The sequence below is a fragment of the Nocardia cerradoensis NBRC 101014 genome (genome assembly GCF_000308535.1).
GTDB lineage: Bacteria > Actinomycetota > Actinomycetes > Mycobacteriales > Mycobacteriaceae > Nocardia > Nocardia cerradoensis.
The window spans coordinates 1-16,775 of the sequence record NZ_BAFW01000356.1 but is presented as its reverse complement, the minus strand read 5'-3'; the positions used below and the strand labels follow the sequence as shown (position 1 = coordinate 16,775).

19 protein-coding genes are annotated in these 16,775 nt (G+C 66.6%); 11 read left to right on the top strand and 8 right to left on the bottom strand.

Features of this window, described 5'->3' with window-relative positions:
- A partial coding sequence (locus tag ON23_RS30280; RefSeq protein WP_245556189.1) for an AMP-binding protein occupies positions 1–547 on the bottom strand: 547 nt, incomplete at its 3' end.
- 178 nt (positions 548–725) lie between these two features.
- Here ON23_RS30280 and ON23_RS30275 point away from each other — a divergent pair.
- Positions 726–1,586 carry an oxygenase MpaB family protein gene (locus ON23_RS30275; protein ID WP_083904336.1) on the top strand — a complete coding sequence of 287 codons (861 nt, stop codon included), beginning with the start codon at positions 726–728 and terminating at the stop codon, positions 1,584–1,586.
- Between the two features lie 53 nt (positions 1,587–1,639).
- Entirely contained in the window at positions 1,640–1,813 is a 174-nt protein-coding gene (locus ON23_RS38215; protein WP_157104199.1) for a hypothetical protein, read from the top strand.
- A gap of 26 nt (positions 1,814–1,839) precedes the next feature.
- On the opposite strand, the gene ON23_RS30270 is transcribed toward ON23_RS38215, so the two are convergent.
- Positions 1,840–2,439, bottom strand: a complete 600-nt coding sequence (locus ON23_RS30270; protein WP_039782576.1) for a GNAT family N-acetyltransferase — start codon at positions 2,437–2,439, stop codon at positions 1,840–1,842.
- On the bottom strand, positions 2,436–3,548 hold the full coding sequence (locus tag ON23_RS30265; RefSeq protein ID WP_505768082.1) for an NsdA family TPR-like regulatory protein: 1,113 nt from the start codon (positions 3,546–3,548) through the stop codon (positions 2,436–2,438). Before ON23_RS30265 ends, ON23_RS30270 begins: the two co-directional genes overlap by 4 nt.
- A 505-nt stretch (positions 3,549–4,053) precedes the next feature.
- Between ON23_RS30265 and ON23_RS30260 the strand changes: the two genes are divergently transcribed.
- Positions 4,054–4,815 (top strand): hypothetical protein, encoded by a 762-nt coding sequence (locus ON23_RS30260; RefSeq protein ID WP_051043575.1) that lies wholly within the window; start codon positions 4,054–4,056, stop codon positions 4,813–4,815.
- Positions 4,799–5,272 carry an NUDIX domain-containing protein gene (locus tag ON23_RS30255; protein ID WP_039782572.1) on the top strand — a complete coding sequence of 158 codons (474 nt, stop codon included), beginning with the start codon at positions 4,799–4,801 and terminating at the stop codon, positions 5,270–5,272. The genes ON23_RS30260 and ON23_RS30255 overlap by 17 nt, the downstream gene beginning before the upstream one ends.
- Before the next feature lie 166 nt (positions 5,273–5,438).
- On the opposite strand, the gene ON23_RS30250 is transcribed toward ON23_RS30255, so the two are convergent.
- The 3 genes from ON23_RS30250 to ON23_RS30240 all read right to left on the bottom strand — a co-directional run bounded on the left by ON23_RS30250 (position 5,439) and on the right by ON23_RS30240 (position 7,813).
- Positions 5,439–5,999 (bottom strand): NUDIX hydrolase, encoded by a 561-nt coding sequence (locus tag ON23_RS30250; RefSeq protein WP_039782571.1) that lies wholly within the window; start codon positions 5,997–5,999, stop codon positions 5,439–5,441.
- Positions 6,000–6,048: 49 nt separating this feature from the next.
- Complete coding sequence (locus ON23_RS30245; RefSeq protein WP_039782570.1) at positions 6,049–7,008, bottom strand: endonuclease/exonuclease/phosphatase family protein; 960 nt, start codon at positions 7,006–7,008, stop codon at positions 6,049–6,051.
- 229 nt (positions 7,009–7,237) lie between these two features.
- The gene (locus tag ON23_RS30240) at positions 7,238–7,813 is read right to left on the bottom strand and encodes a TetR/AcrR family transcriptional regulator (RefSeq protein ID WP_245556191.1); all 576 of its coding nucleotides are present in this window, start codon (positions 7,811–7,813) and stop codon (positions 7,238–7,240) included.
- Positions 7,814–7,975: 162 nt separating this feature from the next.
- Between ON23_RS30240 and ON23_RS30235 the strand changes: the two genes are divergently transcribed.
- The 6 genes from ON23_RS30235 to ON23_RS30210 all read left to right on the top strand — a co-directional run bounded on the left by ON23_RS30235 (position 7,976) and on the right by ON23_RS30210 (position 13,943).
- Positions 7,976–8,710 (top strand): SDR family oxidoreductase, encoded by a 735-nt coding sequence (locus ON23_RS30235; protein WP_039782568.1) that lies wholly within the window; start codon positions 7,976–7,978, stop codon positions 8,708–8,710.
- 96 nt (positions 8,711–8,806) lie between these two features.
- Positions 8,807–9,970: a PucR family transcriptional regulator gene (locus ON23_RS30230; protein ID WP_051043573.1), complete on the top strand. Its 1,164-nt coding sequence runs from the start codon at positions 8,807–8,809 to the stop codon at positions 9,968–9,970.
- A gap of 83 nt (positions 9,971–10,053) precedes the next feature.
- Positions 10,054–10,605: a hypothetical protein gene (locus tag ON23_RS30225; RefSeq protein WP_039782567.1), complete on the top strand. Its 552-nt coding sequence runs from the start codon at positions 10,054–10,056 to the stop codon at positions 10,603–10,605.
- 37 nt (positions 10,606–10,642) lie between these two features.
- A complete protein-coding gene (gene casI, locus ON23_RS30220) occupies positions 10,643–12,319 on the top strand; it encodes a steroid-22-oyl-CoA synthetase (protein WP_051043576.1) in 1,677 nt (558 codons plus the stop codon).
- Between the two features lie 133 nt (positions 12,320–12,452).
- On the top strand, positions 12,453–13,067 hold the full coding sequence (locus ON23_RS30215) for a DUF4203 domain-containing protein (RefSeq protein WP_051043572.1): 615 nt from the start codon (positions 12,453–12,455) through the stop codon (positions 13,065–13,067).
- A 216-nt stretch (positions 13,068–13,283) separates the two neighbouring features.
- Entirely contained in the window at positions 13,284–13,943 is a 660-nt protein-coding gene (locus ON23_RS30210) for a GAP family protein (RefSeq protein ID WP_039782566.1), read from the top strand.
- A 13-nt stretch (positions 13,944–13,956) separates the two neighbouring features.
- Here ON23_RS30210 and ON23_RS30205 read toward each other — a convergent pair whose 3' ends face one another.
- Complete coding sequence (locus tag ON23_RS30205; protein WP_039782579.1) at positions 13,957–14,181, bottom strand: LapA family protein; 225 nt, start codon at positions 14,179–14,181, stop codon at positions 13,957–13,959.
- Between the two features lie 190 nt (positions 14,182–14,371).
- Between ON23_RS30205 and ON23_RS30200 the strand changes: the two genes are divergently transcribed.
- On the top strand, positions 14,372–16,267 hold the full coding sequence (locus ON23_RS30200) for an alkyl/aryl-sulfatase (protein ID WP_083904335.1): 1,896 nt from the start codon (positions 14,372–14,374) through the stop codon (positions 16,265–16,267).
- Between the two features lie 33 nt (positions 16,268–16,300).
- Here the strand turns inward: ON23_RS30200 and ON23_RS30195 are convergent.
- A partial coding sequence (locus ON23_RS30195) for a Rieske 2Fe-2S domain-containing protein (RefSeq protein ID WP_039782564.1) occupies positions 16,301–16,775 on the bottom strand: 475 nt, incomplete at its 5' end.

The following is a 16,775-nucleotide window of genomic DNA, read 5'->3' as shown; positions in this document are numbered from 1 at the left end:
TGGTGGTGATGCCGGAGGTGCCCTCGTCGTCCCAGGTGAGCAACCGGGGAATGTCGGCGGGGACGGCTCGGGCGCGGTCGGCGAATTCGCTGTCCAGCAGCAGCGCGTCGACCTGCTCGCGGGCGACGACCTCGGCGAGCTGCGGGCCGGCGGATCCGGTATTGAGCAGCACCACGCGTGCACCCAGCTTGCCCGCGGCCAGCAGGCTCAGAACCATGCCGCGGTGATCGCGGCACAGTACGGCGAGGACGGATCCCGGCCCGAACCCGTGGGCGGCGAGTCCGCGGGTGAGCGCGTTGGATTCGCGGTCGAGCTCGTCGAAGGTGAGGGTGCCGCGTTCGTCGACCAGCGCCGGCGCGGTCGGAGTGCGGCGCGCGGCGTGGGCGAGCACCGTGACGAACGGGCCGTAGGTTCCGGCGTCGCGCGCGGTCCGGACGATATCGAGCGGATGCCACGGGTCGATCATGCCGCGCCGCCGCAACACCGACGCCGCGGCGAACGCGTCACCGACGGACCGGGCCAGCTCGCCCGCAGAACTCGACAGCACCACACAGACCTCGATCCACCTCGGCCGGCGAAGCCTTCTGCATCGCTTCGCCGGATCAACTGTCAGAATACACATTCACATATTTGGCAGTGGGACGTTCGGTGAGGCATTGCTGTCGGCAACCATGTGGTGAGAAGATGAGATGCCAGACACCTCATTGACCCTCGGAGTGATACGCATGAATCGAGCCGCCCGAATCGTTGCCGCGGCCTCTGCGCCGGATGCCGGACTCGCCCGCCGGCGGCAGTACATGGCCGGCCCCGCGGCATTGCTGGGTGGCCCGGCGAATGTCGTGATGCAGCTCGGTTTGCCGCCCGTCGGTCGCGGAGTCGTCGAAAGTACCGTGGAAAGCGGCCAATACGCACGGCATCCGCGTAAGCGCGGGCGCACGACGCTGACCTATCTGGCGGTGGCGATGCTCGGGACCGAGGAGGACCGCATCGCCTACCGTGCCGCCGTCGACACCTCGCATCGGCAGGTGCGGTCGCGCCCCGGCAGTCCGATCCGCTACAACGCCTTCGATCCGCAACTCCAGCTGTGGGTCGCCGCCTGTATCTATCGCGGCGTCGATGATTCGACCAGGTTCTTCTACGGCAGAATTGAAGATAACTTAGCTGATGAGTTCTATCGTGAGTCCGCGCGTTTCGGCACGACGTTGCAGATGCCGGAGCGGCTGTGGCCGCCGGATCGGGCAGCCTTCGACGAGTACTGGAACGCCAAGGTGGGCGAGATCTCGTTCGACGACGAGGTCCGCCGCTATCTGCTGGACCAGGTCATCGGCCTGGGGCCGTACAGCCGCGCCCAGCGCATCGCCTTCGCGCGGGTCAATCGCTTCTTCACCACCGGATTCCTGCCCCAGCAGTTCCGTGACGCACTGGGACTCGGCTGGGGGCCGCGGCGCCAGCGCACCTTCGAGATCGTGATGCGAACCATCGGAACGGTGCTGAAGCGCCTGCCCGAACACTGGCGCAGCTACCCGTTCGACGGGTACATCGAGGACATGCGGCGGCGACAGGCACTCGGGAAGTCGCTGGTGTAAACGGCGGTCAGGGCGCTTCCCGCTCCTCGCCGGCGAGGGATACCGTGGATGTCATGCCGTTCCGCGTATACACGACAGCGAGTGGGCCGGACCATGAGCAGTCTTTCCCCGACCCGGAGGACAACTTCAAGTTCCTCGAGGGGGGAGTGCTGGCGGTGTACACCGCGACGAAGTACACCTATTACGCCCCCGGCTTCTGGACCCACCTCGAGGAACACAAACCCTGAGCGGTTCTCGGTCGAGGACTCGGGCCTCAGGCCTGGTGTCGCCTGGGTTGAGCTGCGAGTTCCATGATCAGGACGTCGAAGAGGGGCGCATCGGGCCAGTTCGGACGTAGATGTCCGACGCGTTGCCAACCCCATTTGAGGTATGCGTTGTACGCGCGAGTGTTCTCCGGTTCGACGAGCAGTGTGGCGCGTTCTTCGGAACGATTCCGGAGCAGTTCGTCGTGCAGAGCGTGGGCAAGTCCGTGGCCTGTGTGTTTTTGGCAGACCATGATCTCGCTCAGCGCGAAGGTGCGGGTGCCCGTTTCGGCTGTGAAGTCGTCGGTATCGCCGCTGTCGAGGTGGAGACCGTCCCACCAGGCTGTTGTGGGAGTGAGTGGCCATCCCCATGCTTGCCCGATGGCGTTGCCCCGAACGCGGCTGATCACGAGTTCGAACCCGGTTGATCGCGCGGGATCGGTATATGCGTCGAACCGGGCCATGAACTGCTCTGGCGTATCGAATAGCTCGCCTGATGCGACGACGTCGGCATAGGACCGGCGATAGATGTCTTCGACGATGTCTTTCAGTTCTCGCGCTTGGCCGGCGTTTAGGTGCTCGAACTCGACGTCGTCGGGAAGCTGGGTCATTCGGTGATGGCTTTCTGTGTGAGAGCGTCGAATTGGTGGCGGAAGGTGTCGCCCGCCGCTATGTTGTCGGCGGCGCGGCGAACTGGTTCCAGGACGCGCAAGGTTCGTGTTGAGGCCACGGTGGAGAGGTCCGTGATCACTGGTGTTCCGGTCTCGAGTGCGCCTGCGACATCGCCCATCTGGGCCCTTGTCGTGGCGATCCATGCGAGGAGATTGATCGCGTTGCGGGTGCCGGCTTGTTGGTCGGCGGCGATGGTGTACAGCTCGAGTGATCTCGGCAGATCGCCGACATCGCCGTATCCGCGCGCTTCGTGGCCACCGATTTCAGCGTGGTTCATGAACCGTAGCCATTGGGGGCAGTCCTCGATCGCCTCGAACTGAGCGGCATGGTCCATCTCGCGCCATGCGGTGGCAATGGCGCGGCCGAAGGCGACGCGATCGCCCAGAGCGGCTTCGGCCTGTGCTTCCCGTACAGCGATCAGGGCGTGGATCCGGCCTGGAGGTCGGCCGCGCATGAGGTCGCGAGCACGGCCGACCAGTTGTAAGGCTTTGTGTGGGCTGCCTTTTCCGGCGCGTGCGAGCGCGATGGATTGGTTGGCCGCGCACAGGCAGGTGTCTGCGATCAAGTCGTCGTTGTCGGCTTCGGTGCCGAGCGCCATGGCGTCGGCGAAGCAACGCTGCGCTAGGCGATGGCGGTCTGCGTCGTAGGCCAGCCATCCGGTCAGTACCGCCAGTTCCCCGGTCGCGCTGGTGAATGCGACTCCGGTTTTGCTGTCGTATGTGCTGGTGTGCAGCGTGTACTTGGCCCGCTCGAGTTGTCCGAGCGCGAAGTCGACCAGTTCGGCGCCACCGGTGTGTTGGTCTTGTTGTTCGAGGGTATCTACCGCAGCCAGCAAGCGGTGGGCGTCGCTCATCCCGATTCGGGCCTGGTCACCGGACAGGAAGGCTACTGCTCCGGTAGCGGCTAGCTTTCCGAAATCGCGCCGTCTCACCTCTTCATCGACTTCCCGCTCGACGGCCCCGGGCTCGGTCGAGCGAGGGGTGTTACTCGACGCGAGGACTGGTGCCGCGCCGCTGAGAACAGGATGCCAATTCGTAGGCCGCGTCACACGCTCACGGGTCGCCGAGAATCCGTGTGGTTCAGTCTCGATACGGCCTGGCGGCCCAGAGCGCTACGGCCAGCGGCAGCCCGACGACAACGATCCAACCGAGTGCTTGCATCACAATGTCCGCAGCAATCGGAGCACTCGTTCGCACATCTCGGCGTCGGCCGGCTCCATCGATCGGACAGGTGACGGCACGTCGGTAGCACCCGAAACGCGTTGTGGCAGTGCGTTGATGCGGGATTCGAGATAGACTCCGCCGCACGCGTCATCCCCATAGTCGGCTGTCTCGAGCACACCGCCCGGAAACACGTAAAGCCTTGTACGCCTTGGCTTCGCATCCATGTTGGCTCCATCGTCGCTTGGTAGGGCACCCAGCGCCGGGGAAGTCGGTTTCGACCCGGCGCCGGGGCTACCGCAACGGTATTTATGCAGGTCGGACACCTGAACTTCGTCGGGGACGTTCTCGTAGACACTTTCTTGCGCTCGAAACGTCCCCTAAAGTTCTGGTATGAGTCATCGCTTGCAATCGGCAATGCTTCGCGCACAGCTCGATTCGGCCGCACTGGCGGCAGCGGTACGGGTAGACACGAAGACCGTCAACCGGTGGCTGGCGGGAAGAGTGCCGCACCGACGTACCCGCGCGGAGGTGGCGCGGATACTCCACGAACCCGAAGACGCGCTATGGCCGCAGACCCGTCCGGATCAAAGCGCCGGAGCGCCGGCAACAGCCGAAGTCGTCGGAGCATACGCGCACCGAGCGGACATACCAACTGATCTGTGGGTTCAGCTACTACACAAAGCGACGAAGCAGATCGACATCATCGGGTACGCCTACCCGTTCGTCTTCGAACTGTTGCCGAACGCATCAGACCTCGTCGTGGAGAAGTGCCGAGCCGGCGCACGAGTCCGGTTGGCGTTCGCCGACCCGGATTGCGACCACGTCCTGGAGCGAGACTCGCTCGAACAGATGGGAGGAACCCTCCCGGGTCGCATACGTAACGCCTTGTCGATGCTCGGAACGCTGACAGATGCCCCCGGATGCTCGATCGGCCTACACACCACACACCTGTACAACTCGGTGTTCAGGTTCGATGACGAGATGATCGTTACCCCGTACTTATTCCGTGCCCGCGGATACCAGCACACCGCGCTGCACCTGCGGAAGTTGTCTCCGCACGGGATATTCGAGTCGTTCGCTGATCAGGTAGAACAGATTTGGGAAACGACCACCGGCTACTCACAAGGGGTTCGGGATGGGCTCACGGCGTGACTATTACCGCGATCCGGACGCACCGACGCCGAACTCGTTGGTTCCCGGCGGCTCCGCTCTGGTAGTCGACACCGACGGCTCGATCCTGATGCAACGCCGAAGCGACTCCGGTAACTGGTCGCTTCCCGGTGGAGTGATGGAAATCGGTGAAACACTCGAGCAGTGCGTGGTCCGCGAAACCAGAGAAGAATCCGGTCTGGACATCGAGATAACGGGACTACTCGGGATATATACCGATCCGGCGCACGTCATCGCCTATGAAGACGGGGAAGTCCGGCAGGAGTTCAACATCACGTACTACGGCCGGGTTGTCGGCGGCCGCATCGCGGTAAGCGCCGAATCGACCGAAGTCCGATTCATCCGGCCGGACGAACTTCCTGAGATACCGGTACACGACACGGTTCGTCTACGGCTGAAGCACCATGCGGAGCAACGCACTCAGCCATATCTGGGCTGAATGGGTATCCGGCCGCAGACCGGGCCGACACCCTGCCTGGGCGCGACCACATCCGTCACCGCGTGACCTTCGCCCCGATTGCACCCCTCACTCGCGAGGAGTGCAAACCCTGCTCCCTGGTCGCCGGACCGGGGAATCCTCACCGTCCAGGGGTGTCGCGGCGCCGTTACGCGGACAGCGCGGTGCGCAGTTTGGTGAGGAATCGGCTTATGTGCGGGTCGGATTCGGGGATGGTGGCGCGATCGATCTCCCACCAGCGGCCGCCGGCGAATTCTCGTGGGTCGAGGGTGACGGGGTGGTCGCGGTGGCCGCGGATCACGTACCAGAGTGAGACGTCGCGGTGGGGGTGAGCGCCGACTGTTCGGGTGCTGGTGAGGAGCAGGGGACGTTCGCCGACGACGGTGAAATCGGCCTCCGTTCCGAGTTCTTCGGCGGCTTCTCGTCGCGCGGCGTGCGGAGGGTCTTCCCCCGGATCCACGTGACCGCCCATCGGCAGGTGTAGTCCGGACTTGCGGTGGGCGCCGAGCAGTACCGCGCGGGCATCCGGATCGACGACCACCACATACGACACCAGGTGTTGTGGCGGTGTGGCCGGAGGTTCTCGCCGGAAGATGTCGTCGGTGCCGGCGAGCCAGGACAGTGTCTGCCGGATGTGCTCCTGCTCCAGGGTGTCCAGCGGGGTGATCGCTGCGACGATGTCCGCGACGACCGCGGTGGCGGGGTGCATGGGGCGACGATAGCGGCGGGTACCGACAATCGAGCCGGGCTACTCGGGGCTACTGCGGGCGGGTCAGGCGCAGTTGCGCGATCAGCGCCTTGTGATCGGCCCCGGGCAGGCGGATCGTGTCGACGGTGTCCGCGTGGCCGTCGGCGACCAGGATGTGGTCGATGCCGACCAGCGGTGGCCAGCGTTTGTCGGTGGGATAGGTGACGAGGTGGCCGGCGCCCTCCTGTTCGGCCGCGTCGTGGAACCGGCCCGAGAGCATCGCGCGGAATTGGGCATGGTCGAACGTCGCGTTGAAATCGCCGCCGACGATCACCGGCCGATCCGCGGGCGAACGGTCGAGAATGGCTCGTAGCCGGGACAATTCGCCGGCCCACAGGTGTGTTCCGGAGATCGGTGGCACCGGATGGAAGGCATAGACGCTGACCGGTCCGACGCCCGGGACGGTGGCGGTCGCGGAGAGCTGGTTCAGGACGAATTCGTCGTATTCGACAGTGTCGGAGAGGGGATAGGCGCTCCAGATCCCGGTACCGGTGGCGGTCCGCCCGGGCGACAGATATCGATGCGGCAGCAGCCGGTCCAGGCCTACGCCCTCGAGCGCGTGCACCGCGGCCGGAGTGAGTTCCTCGACGGTCAGAATGCCGACCTTGCGTTCGCGGACCTGCTCGATCAGCGCCTGCGGATCGGCGCCGTCGAAGAGCAGATTGGACTGCATCACCGTCACCGGTGTGCCGTGATCGCCCGGAGAGCGGCCGACATACAGCGGAGCCTGCGTCCAGATCGCCACGCCCACAACGGCAATGGCCGCCGCGACCCCGGCCCACCGCTTCGCGGCGGCGAACAACGCCACCCCGAGCAGCGCGGCACACATCAGATACGGCGCACCCGACGCGGCCAGAATCAGCCACCGGGACTCGGTCCGATTGAAGTGCAGTGCCACACCGGCGGCGCCGACCAGGGTCGCGACCACCGCAAACGATTCGAGCGCGATCCGCCCCCACGCCGCCTTCACGCTCCCGACCCCCGCACCCCGGATCCGGTGATCGCCCGCCGCGCGGCTTCGTTCGCCGTCGTCGCATCCCGCAGGCAGGATGCCGGGAGACAAGGCCCTTCGGCCGTCCTCCGCCAGGGATTGTCGTGCTCGTCGCCGAGGGTGCGGATCCCGTGCGCGCACGGCTCGGGCGGGGGAAACGGCACGGCACTCCCATCGATCGATCGGCTCGCGGATGTGGTGAGTGTATTCAGTCCTCCCGGACGGGTTTTCGGCCGTCCGACGGTGCGGCCGTGCCGTACAGCACGTTGGTGACCAGGCTGGTGGCGAAATGCTCGCCGAGGGGCAGGTTCGGCAGCAGCAGGCGGTGGTAGCAGGCGCCCCACAGTTGATCCACGACGATCTCCGGATCGATGTCGGTACGCAGTTGCCCGCGCTGCTGTGCGCGGCGCATGGCCTCCACGGCCAGCCGGCGGCGCGGTCCCGAATAGCGTTCGAGCAGGGCGGCGGACAGCTCCGGATCGGTTTGGGCCTGACCGACGAGTTCGGCGATCACCCGTCCGGCGCGCGTGTGGGTGAGGACATGGACGAACGAGCGGAGCTGGGCGGTCAGATCGGCCTCGATATCGCCGGTGTCCGGAAAGGTGAGCGCGGATTCGACGGCATGGAAGTATCCGTCGAGTGCGAGCGCGCCCTTCGACGGCCACCACTTGTACAGCGTCGTCTTGCTGACGCCGGCCTTCTCCGCGACCGCCTCGATGGTGAATGCGCCCATCCCCGAGTCGAGAAGCAGCGCGCCGGCGGCGTCGAGCGCTTCGGCGCGCACTTCGGCAGCCGGACGGCGGCCCCGGCCTCGTCGCTTCCGCCCCGCCTCGTCCTGTTCGGGCATGTCGACCTCCGTTTCCGAACTCCTACAGCGTGACATATGGACGCAGCGTTCACAATCTGATTATATGGACTAGTAGTTCATAACTCCGAGGGAGGCATCATGGCCGAACACACGCGCGTCGCACTGGTGACGGGAGCATCGGGCGGCATCGGTCGCGCCGTCGCCCGGCGTCTCGCGGCCGACGGGATGGCCGTCGGCGTCCACTACGCCGGAAACGAGACCGCGGCCGACGAGCTCGTCGCCGAACTCGAAGAACGCGGCGGCCGAGCCCTGGCGGTGGGCGGCGACGTCGCCGACGAACACGCGATGGGCGCTGCGTTCGACGCCGTGGAGGCCGCGCTCGGCGGGATCGACGTCGTCGTCAACACGGCCGGGATCATGACGCTGGGACCGATCGCCGACTTCGATCTCGAGGCGCTGGATCGCATGCACCGCATCAACATTCGCGGCACCTTCGTCGTCGCGCAGCAGGCCGCGCGGCGGGTGCGTTCGGGCGGCGCCGTCATCACGTTCTCCACCTCGGTGACCCGTCTGGCGCCTCCCGGTTATGCCGCCTATGCGGCGAGCAAGGGTGCGGTCGAGGCGATGACTCTGATCCTGGCCCGCGAGCTGCGGGGCCGCGACATCACCGTGAACGCGGTCGCCCCGGGCCCCACGGCCACGCCCCTGTTCCTCGACGGCAAGGATCAGGCGGCCGTCGACCGTCTCGCCGCGCAGTCCCCGCTGGAACGGCTCGGCACACCCGAGGACATCGCCGAAGCGGTCGCCTTCCTGGCCGGTCCGGGCCGCTGGATCAACGGACAGGTGATCTTCGCCAACGGCGCCATCGCCTGACCGCCCACCCAGCGGGAAGATTCGCCGGAATCGTCGGGAGAGTGGTCACACTCTTGCCATTCTGGGCGGATATCTCGCCGGAGCGGAGGTGGGCGAATGGACGAGCCGGGTGCCGAGGCCCCGCGACTGCGCGAACTCGGTGCGGACCCCGCCGCCGTGTTGCGGCTGATCCGATACTTCGACGGTTTCGACGAATCCGACAGCAACGCGGATACGGTGGTCCGGGCCGCGGCGTTGCTGGCCGAATGCCCGGCGGCCGCGAGTTGGCCGTCCGGCACGGTGATCCGCTACGACGCGGCGGGTCGCCCGTTGCCGGCGGTGATGCCGCCGCCGGAGGCGACCGGCGAACCGGCGGTGTGGCTGGAGCGGACCGGCGCCGCGCACGCTCTCGATGCCGTCCTGGTGGATCGGCTGCGGCACTGCCTGCGGGTGGTGGCGGTGCGCGGTTCGGCGGCGGCGCCGACGGGGCTGGACGACCCCGCACTGCTCGAGGTCGTGCTGTCGGAAAAGCAGCGGCGCGAGGATCGGGTGCGGGCCATGCGCCTGCTCGGGATCGATCCGGCGCAGCCGACGCGAGTGCTCGCCGTATCGGGACCCGGTGCGGCGGAAGCGGTCCGGATCATCGGGGCCCGGGGCCGCGTGGTGCGCTCGGCCGTGATCGGCGCGACCACCGCCGTGCTGATCCAGGACCGGGAAACCTGCCGGGAGCTGTCGGATGTGCTGAATTCCGCTGTGGTGCAGGAATTCCCGGCATCGCGTCGCGGTGCGGGCGGGCCGTGGGTGGGGATGGGGGAGCGGCTACCGGCCTACGCCGCCGCCACGTCGTGGGAGCAGGCGCGGCGGGCGTTGCGTTTCGCCTCCTCGACCTGGCACGGGCGCCGGGTGGTCGCCTACGAGCGACTCGGGTCCCTGGCCCTGCTCGGTGAGCTGCCCGTGCAGCGACTGCTGGGCACCTCGGATGTGTTGCGGGTCAACGCCTTCGCCGCCACCGAGGCCGGTGCGCTCGCCGTCGACACGCTCGAGGCGTTCTGCGTCTTCGGATCGCTGCGGCGCACCGCCGCGGAACTGCATCTGCATCACAGCACCGTGGCCGCGCGCATCGCGCAGGTCGAGGCGGTGATGGGCTGGGACGTCGACGAGGCGCTCGACCGCTTCATGGCCACGCTCGCACTGATGGTGCGTCGGATCGCGCTCTCCTCGGCCGAACTCGCCGCGGATCCGGGAGCGGCCGGGCGCGCCGATCCGACGGATGTCGGATGAATACGGCCCTTCCGGCGACACGCGGCGGGTGATCCGGATTACTCGACTCCGACATGATCGGCAGCGACAGAAGGAGTTTCGCCATGGCAGTCATCGATCCGAACCGCACCTGGGCGCCGCTGGAAGAGCGGCTCGCCACCACCACGAACGCTCGGCACCGGCAGGTGCTCGAGATCGTCATCGAACATATGAAGGCCGAAGCGAAGCCGGATCTGGACGGCCTGATGCGGACGCTGGTACCCGAACCGGCCTACCACTTCTGGAACGCCGGACAGGATGTCGGCCCGAAGGGATGGGACGGCGTGCACACCTACTATTCGGATTTCGTCGCAAGCCGCAGCAATATCCTCGAATACGCCCTCGACCGATTGGTCGTCGACGATCACTGTGTGGTGACCGAGGGTTTTCTGAAACAGATCTATCCGGGCGCATATGCCGCACAGATCGGCATCCCCGTCGACGACACCGCGGCCGACTATCTGGTCGTCTTCCGGCAGCTGCTGTTGTGGCCCGTCGACGCGGAGGGCCGGATCGTCGGTGAGGACTCCTATCACTCCGGCCCCGTGGAGATTCGCAAATTGAGTGTTGACGAATTGCCCGGCGAATACGTCGAACTCGTGCACTCGAAGGCGTGAGAACGGCCAGACTCGGCTGATGGAAGGCGATACGGAAATGACCGAACCATCCCCTGCGACCGCGGACGTGCGCCGGGCGGATGTCGCGACCCTGCTGCTCGACCGGCTCGGTGACGAGCGGCTCGGACTGCGCACCCGTGATCGGGATTGGACCTGGGACGCGGTGGTCCGGGAATCGGCCGCCCGCGCGGATCTGGCGCATTCGCTGCGCCGCGACGGGCCCTTCCATATCGGGGTCCTGCTGGACAATGTTCCCGATTTCGTCTTCTGGCTGGGGGCGGCTGCCCTGGCGGGGGCCACTGTCGCCGGCCTGAACCCCACCCGCGGTGACGCTCAGCTGGCGGCGGACATCCGATATGTCGACTGCCAGCTGATCGTCACCGACGCGGCCGGGATGGCGCGCCTGCGCGAACTGGATCTCGACCTTCCCGACGACAGGTGTCTGCTGGTCGACGACCCCGGCTATGCCGCGCTCGTCGATTCCCATCGGGTCGAACCGGCGGCCGCGGGCGGCCCGGACGCGCTGATGCTGTTGCTGTTCACCTCCGGCACCACCGGAACCTCGAAAGCGGTGAAATGCAGTCAGCGCCGCCTGGCGATGGTCGCGTACGCGGCGCGGGACAAATACGGTCATGTGCGCGACGATGTCGACTACTGCTGTATGCCGCTGTTCCACGGCAATGCCATCATGGCGTTGTGGGCGCCGGCGCTGACGGTCGGCGCGACGGTATGCCTGACACCGAAATTCTCTGCCTCCCAATTCCTTCCGGATATCCGCTATTTCGGTGCGACCTTCTTCACCTATGTCGGTAAGGCGCTGGGATATCTGCTCGCCACACCCGAAACACCGCGCGACGGAGACAACGACCTGGTGCGCGGATTCGGCACCGAGGCGTCGGTCGCCGATCAGGCCGAATTCCGGCGCCGCTTCGGCGCCGAATTGTTCGAGGGTTACGGTTCCAGCGAGGGCGCGACCCTGGCGGCGCTGGATCCGAACGCCCCACCCGCGGCCCTCGGCCGTCCCGCGCACGCCGGTGTCGCGGTCGTGAATCCGGATACGCTGCGCGAATGTGTGCGCGCCGAACTCGACGAATTCGGCCGGGTCCGCAATCCCGACGAGGCGATCGGCGAGATGATCGACAAGGCCGGCGCGCTGGCGTTCGAGGGGTACTACAAGAACGACGCCGCCGATGCCGAACGCATTCGCGACGGCTGGTACTGGACCGGAGACCTCGGCTACATCGATACCGACGGATTCCTGTATTTCGCGGGCCGCAAGGGAGATTGGATTCGCGTCGACGGCGAGAACACCTCCGCCCTGATGATCGAACAGGTACTGCGCCGCCACCCCGCGGTCATCGCCGCGGCCGCGTTCGGCGTCCCCGACCCGCGATCCGGTGACCAGGTGATGGCCGCGGTGGAGGTCGCCGACCCGGAGTCGTTCGATGTCCGCGAATTCGCCGAATTCCTCACCGCGCAAAAGGATCTCGGTACGAAAGGTACGCCGCGACTGCTTCGGGTGTCGGCGAATCTGCCCGTCACCGGCTCCAACAAGGTGCTCAAACGCCAACTGCAGGAGCAGGCGTGGCGCACCGACGAGGCCGTCTACCGCTGGATCGGCCGCGGCAAACCCGAATACGAACCCATGACGGCGGCGGACAAGAAGGCATGGGAGGCCGAATTCGCGACCTACGGCCGGGAGCGCCTGCTGTAGCCGCGCGGCACCGGCGGCGGGCTCGCGGTCGCCGCAACTGCCTCGCGCATTCCCCGTCCTAGGCGGTAACTGGGCGGTTACTGTGAAACCGCGGCACTGTTGCATACGCGGTTCACGGTCGGAAGGGGTCGTGATGAACGGCATCGTCGTTGCGCTCGTGGGAGCTCTGCTGTGCTTCTACGGAATCAGGTCGGTTCACCTGGGGATCCTGGCGATCGGCTTCGGCCTCGGCTGGCTGATCGCGGATCTGTTCACCTCGTCGTTTCTGTGGCTGCTGCTGTTCGGTGCCATCGGGGCGCTCTCCGCATGGGTGGTGACCTCGCTGATCTTTCGTTTCGCGGCGTATGTCATCGGCGGGCTTACCGGCGCGATGGTCGGCGCCAAACTGGCGTCGGTGCTGCAACCGGGAGACAAGAACTGGGCGCTCAGCATGATCGTGATCCTGGCGGTCGGCGTGGCCGGCGGCTTCCTCGCCGACCGCTTCCGGGCCCGCGCACTGCTCTGGCTGACCTCGATCGGCGGTGCGAGCATGGTGCTGAGCGGCATCGGGCGGATGAACGAACACCTGTCGTTCCTGCGCGCGCCGGATTCCACATGGCAGCAGATCTTCTCGGCGCTGGCCTGGATCGCGCTCTCGGCGGCGGGCTGGATCGTGCAACGCCACCTGTTCGCCGAGAAACTCGGTATCGACCATCTCGCCGGGCGGGACGAACACGACGGCGGCGGCGCCGTCGCCACCGGGCACTGAGACCTGCACCCACCCGTCACTTCATCCGATTCGGGTGAGGTGGGCCGGGCTCACCTGCGACACAGTCGGCGGGAACCCCTGCTCGGAAGGAGTCGGAGATGACAACCTCGTCGCAGCACCGGGCGCCGGCCCACAGCCACCCCGTGCGGCAGGGTTTCGCCGCCGGTACCTCCATCGGCGCCGTCGCCACCTGGCGCCCGCAGATGTGATGCCGGCATGGGTGCTGTCCTCGGTGATCTGCTGCCCCTGGCGGTCGGCGTCGCGATCTCACCGATACCGATCGTGGCCGCCATCCTGATCATCCTCTCGGCGAACGCCGCTCGCGCCGGCACCGGTTTCGCGATCGGCTGGGTGCTCGGAATCGTCGTCGTCACAACGATTTTCGTGGTGCTGTCCGGGACGCTGTCGGATTCGCAGGACAAGCAGTCGTCGACGGTGACCGCGTGGATCAAGATCGTGCTGGGCATCGTGCTGCTGGGATTGGCCGCGATGCAGTGGCGGTCGCGCTCCGACACCGGCGTGCCCGGGTGGATGCGCGCGATCGACACGTTGAGCGCGGTGGGCGCGGTCGGCCTGGGTGCGCTGCTCTCGGCGGTGAATCCGAAGAATCTGCTGCTCTGCGTCTCGGCCGGGGTGGCCATCGGCACCAGTGGGATCGGCGGCGGACAGGCGGTGATCGCCGTGCTGGTGTTCACGGTGATCGCGGCCGCCAGTGTGCTGGTGGTGGTGATCGGATATCTGGTGGCCGCCGAACAACTGCGGGAACCGCTCGATCGCGCCCGGCGGTGGTTACAGGCGAACAATCACGTCGTGATGGCGATCGTGCTGCTGGTGATGGGCGCCGTCGTCCTGGGGAAGGGAATCGGCGGACTGTGACCGGTCCTCGCGATCAGCGCCGGCCGCGCCGGGTGAACAGGCCCACGATCCAGCCGACGACGAACATGATCAGCAGTATCAGCCACAGCGGTGACCGGATGGTCACGGTGAGAATGTTGATGTCGACGCGATGATGATTCTGCGCGACGAAGATGACGGCCAGGACCGCCAGCACGATCGCCACCCACTGCCGCGGCGAGATGCGGGACAGCAGGGAAGGTTTAGCGGCCCGATCCATGGTCTCCTCCTGTGGCTCGTCGGTGACACGGGCATCGCCGACCGGCAGCGCCGAATGCCGTCGAGCCGATGATCCGTCGGGCGGCACGTACCCACTTCACCCGTCTAGGGTGAGGTCGTCACCCCACCGAGCGGGGAATGTCGCAGGCGAGTCGACACAACCAGCCTTCGTGCAGATTGGGGTGCGTGCTATGACCGGCCAGGGCGACGTTTCCGGGAGTGTGCGGACACAGAACGAGGAGGCGACGCGGGCCCTTCCCTTCGGGGACGATCAGGATTTCGCGGACGCGCGACGCGGATTCATCGCGGCGCTGGAACCCGGCGTGGTCGAGAATGCGGCCGGCGATGTGGTGTGGGACAGCGACGGTTACGCCTTCCTCGACGCGGAATGCCCGCCCACCGTACATCCCAGCCTGTGGCGGCAGTCGAAATTGTGTGCCATCCAGGGTTTGTTCGAAGTGACCGAGGGGATCTATCAGATTCGTGGGCTCGACCTGTCGAATATGACGGTGATCGAGGGCGATACCGGTGTGATCGTGATCGATCCGCTGATCTCGCGGGAAACCGCCGCCGCGGGACTCGCGCTCTATCGCACGCATCGCGGTGACCGGCCGGTGACCGGGGTGATCTATTCGCATTCACATATCGATCATTTCGGCGGCGTGAAAGGCGTGACCACGCCGGAGGATGTCGCGGCGGGCCGCTGCCCGATTCTCGCGCCCGCGGGATTCGTCGAACATGCCGTCGAGGAGAACGTCTACGCCGGCACCGCCATGGGTCGCCGCGCCGCCTACATGTACGGCGCCGCCCTGGGGCGGGGGCCGAAGGGCGCGGTCGGCGCCGGATTGGGGCCGACGACCTCGACCGGAACCCCGACCCTCATCACGCCCACGACCGACATCACCCACACCGGGCAGACGGAGATCGTCGACGGTGTGCGCATCGAATTCCAGATGACCCCGGGCACCGAGGCGCCATCGGAGATGAATTTCTATTTTCCCGACCGGCGCGCGTTGTGTATGGCGGAGAACGCGACGCACACCTTGCACAATCTGCTCACACTGCGCGGCGCCCTGGTGCGCGACCCGCATGTGTGGTCGAAATATCTGACCGAATCGATCAATCGCTATGCCGCACAGGCGGATGTGCTGTTCGCCTCGCATCACTGGCCCACCTGGGGAACCGAGAATCTGACGGAATTCCTTGCGCTGCAACGTGATCTGTACGGCTATCTGCACGACCAGGCCTTGCGGGCGCTGAACAAGGGCGCCGTCGGCATCGAAATCGCCGAGTCCATCGAGCTGCCACCGGCCCTCGCCGCGGCCTGGCACACGCACGGCTATTACGGTTCGGTCAGCCACAATGTGAAGGCGATCTATCAGCGCTACATGGGCTGGTTCGAAGGGAACCCGGCCACCCTGTGGGAGCATCCGCCGACCGAATCGGCCAAGCGGCACGTCGACTTCATGGGCGGCGCCGAGCAGGTGCTGAAGAAAGCGCGCGACTCGTTCGCCGCCGGCGATTTCCGTTGGGTGGCACAGGTTCTCAACTACGTGATCTTCGCCGACCCCGGCAATCGCGAGGCACGGGCGCTGCAGGCCGACACCTTCGAACAACTCGGCTACGGCTCGGAGAACGGCACCTGGCGCAACTTCTTCCTGATGGGCGCCTACGAGTTGCGCAACGGATCGGTCGGCACACCGACCGCCACGGACGCACCCGATATCGCCGCCGCGCTCACGGTGGAACAGCTCTTCGATGCCATCGCGCTGCGGATCGACGGTCCCAAGGCCTGGTCGGCCGACATCACCATCGACTGGACGATCTCCGACCTGGATCTCGTGCATCGCACCCAGCTTCGCAACGGCGTCCTCGTCCACTACGACGTGAGCGCCGATATGCCCGCTCCGGACGTCACGTTCACCCTGTCCGACGCCGATCTGCACGCGGCGCTGCTCGGCGCGAAGGATATGCAGCAGCTGATCGCCGACGGCGCGGTCACCGTCGACGGCGATGTGTCGAAGCTGATCGAACTGGTCGGCTATCTCGACGCGCCCGACCCCGACTTCGCGATCGTGACGCCGTAGCGGGCGCCGGCGACTACTGCTGTCACCGGCCGGTCACAGCTGTTCCAGATCGCGAGTCGCCGGTCCCTCCAACAGTTTTCCGTCGTGGGTGAAGCGCGAGCCGTGCAGCGGGCAATCCCACGAACGCTCGGCGTCGTTCCAGTTCAGGATGCCGTACAGGTGTGGGCAGATCGGCGACACAGCCGAGGTGGTGCCGTCGACGGTGCAGACCCCGACGGGGCGGATGCCGCGACGCTCCACCCGGCCCTCGCCCTCGGCGGGGGTGCCACCACCGCCGAACGCCGCGCTCAGCCAGCCGGTCGTGAGATGCCGTGCGACTTGGATATTCAGCGACGCGGCCTTCGCCAGCCCGGTCACTTCGCTGCCGCGCCAGGTGCGATATGCCTGCGCCCACGGCTGATGGCCGCCGAGCGCGGTGCCGGCCAGCGCGAGACCCGCCGCCACCGCGTTGGTCATTCCCCATTTCGCGTAGCCGGTGGCGACGAGGATGTGATCGCTGCCCGGAAGC

Excerpts from the sequence above, each read along its gene's own strand:
- ON23_RS38215 (WP_157104199.1), top strand. The coding sequence starts at position 1,640 with ATGCCGTTCCGCGTATACACGACAGCGAGTGGGCCGGACCATGAGCAG.
- ON23_RS30230 (WP_051043573.1), top strand. The coding sequence starts at position 8,807 with ATGGACGAGCCGGGTGCCGAGGCCCCGCGACTGCGCGAACTCGGTGCG.
- ON23_RS30210 (WP_039782566.1), top strand. The coding sequence starts at position 13,284 with ATGGGTGCTGTCCTCGGTGATCTGCTGCCCCTGGCGGTCGGCGTCGCG.
- ON23_RS30215 (WP_051043572.1), top strand. The coding sequence starts at position 12,453 with ATGAACGGCATCGTCGTTGCGCTCGTGGGAGCTCTGCTGTGCTTCTAC.
- ON23_RS30275 (WP_083904336.1), top strand. The coding sequence starts at position 726 with ATGAATCGAGCCGCCCGAATCGTTGCCGCGGCCTCTGCGCCGGATGCC.
- ON23_RS30205 (WP_039782579.1), bottom strand. The coding sequence starts at position 14,181 with ATGGATCGGGCCGCTAAACCTTCCCTGCTGTCCCGCATCTCGCCGCGG.
- ON23_RS30235 (WP_039782568.1), top strand. The coding sequence starts at position 7,976 with ATGGCCGAACACACGCGCGTCGCACTGGTGACGGGAGCATCGGGCGGC.
- ON23_RS30255 (WP_039782572.1), top strand. The coding sequence starts at position 4,799 with ATGGGCTCACGGCGTGACTATTACCGCGATCCGGACGCACCGACGCCG.
- ON23_RS30250 (WP_039782571.1), bottom strand. The coding sequence starts at position 5,999 with ATGCACCCCGCCACCGCGGTCGTCGCGGACATCGTCGCAGCGATCACC.
- ON23_RS30270 (WP_039782576.1), bottom strand. The coding sequence starts at position 2,439 with ATGACCCAGCTTCCCGACGACGTCGAGTTCGAGCACCTAAACGCCGGC.
- ON23_RS30260 (WP_051043575.1), top strand. The coding sequence starts at position 4,054 with ATGAGTCATCGCTTGCAATCGGCAATGCTTCGCGCACAGCTCGATTCG.
- ON23_RS30200 (WP_083904335.1), top strand. The coding sequence starts at position 14,372 with ATGACCGGCCAGGGCGACGTTTCCGGGAGTGTGCGGACACAGAACGAG.
- ON23_RS30225 (WP_039782567.1), top strand. The coding sequence starts at position 10,054 with ATGGCAGTCATCGATCCGAACCGCACCTGGGCGCCGCTGGAAGAGCGG.
- casI (WP_051043576.1), top strand. The coding sequence starts at position 10,643 with ATGACCGAACCATCCCCTGCGACCGCGGACGTGCGCCGGGCGGATGTC.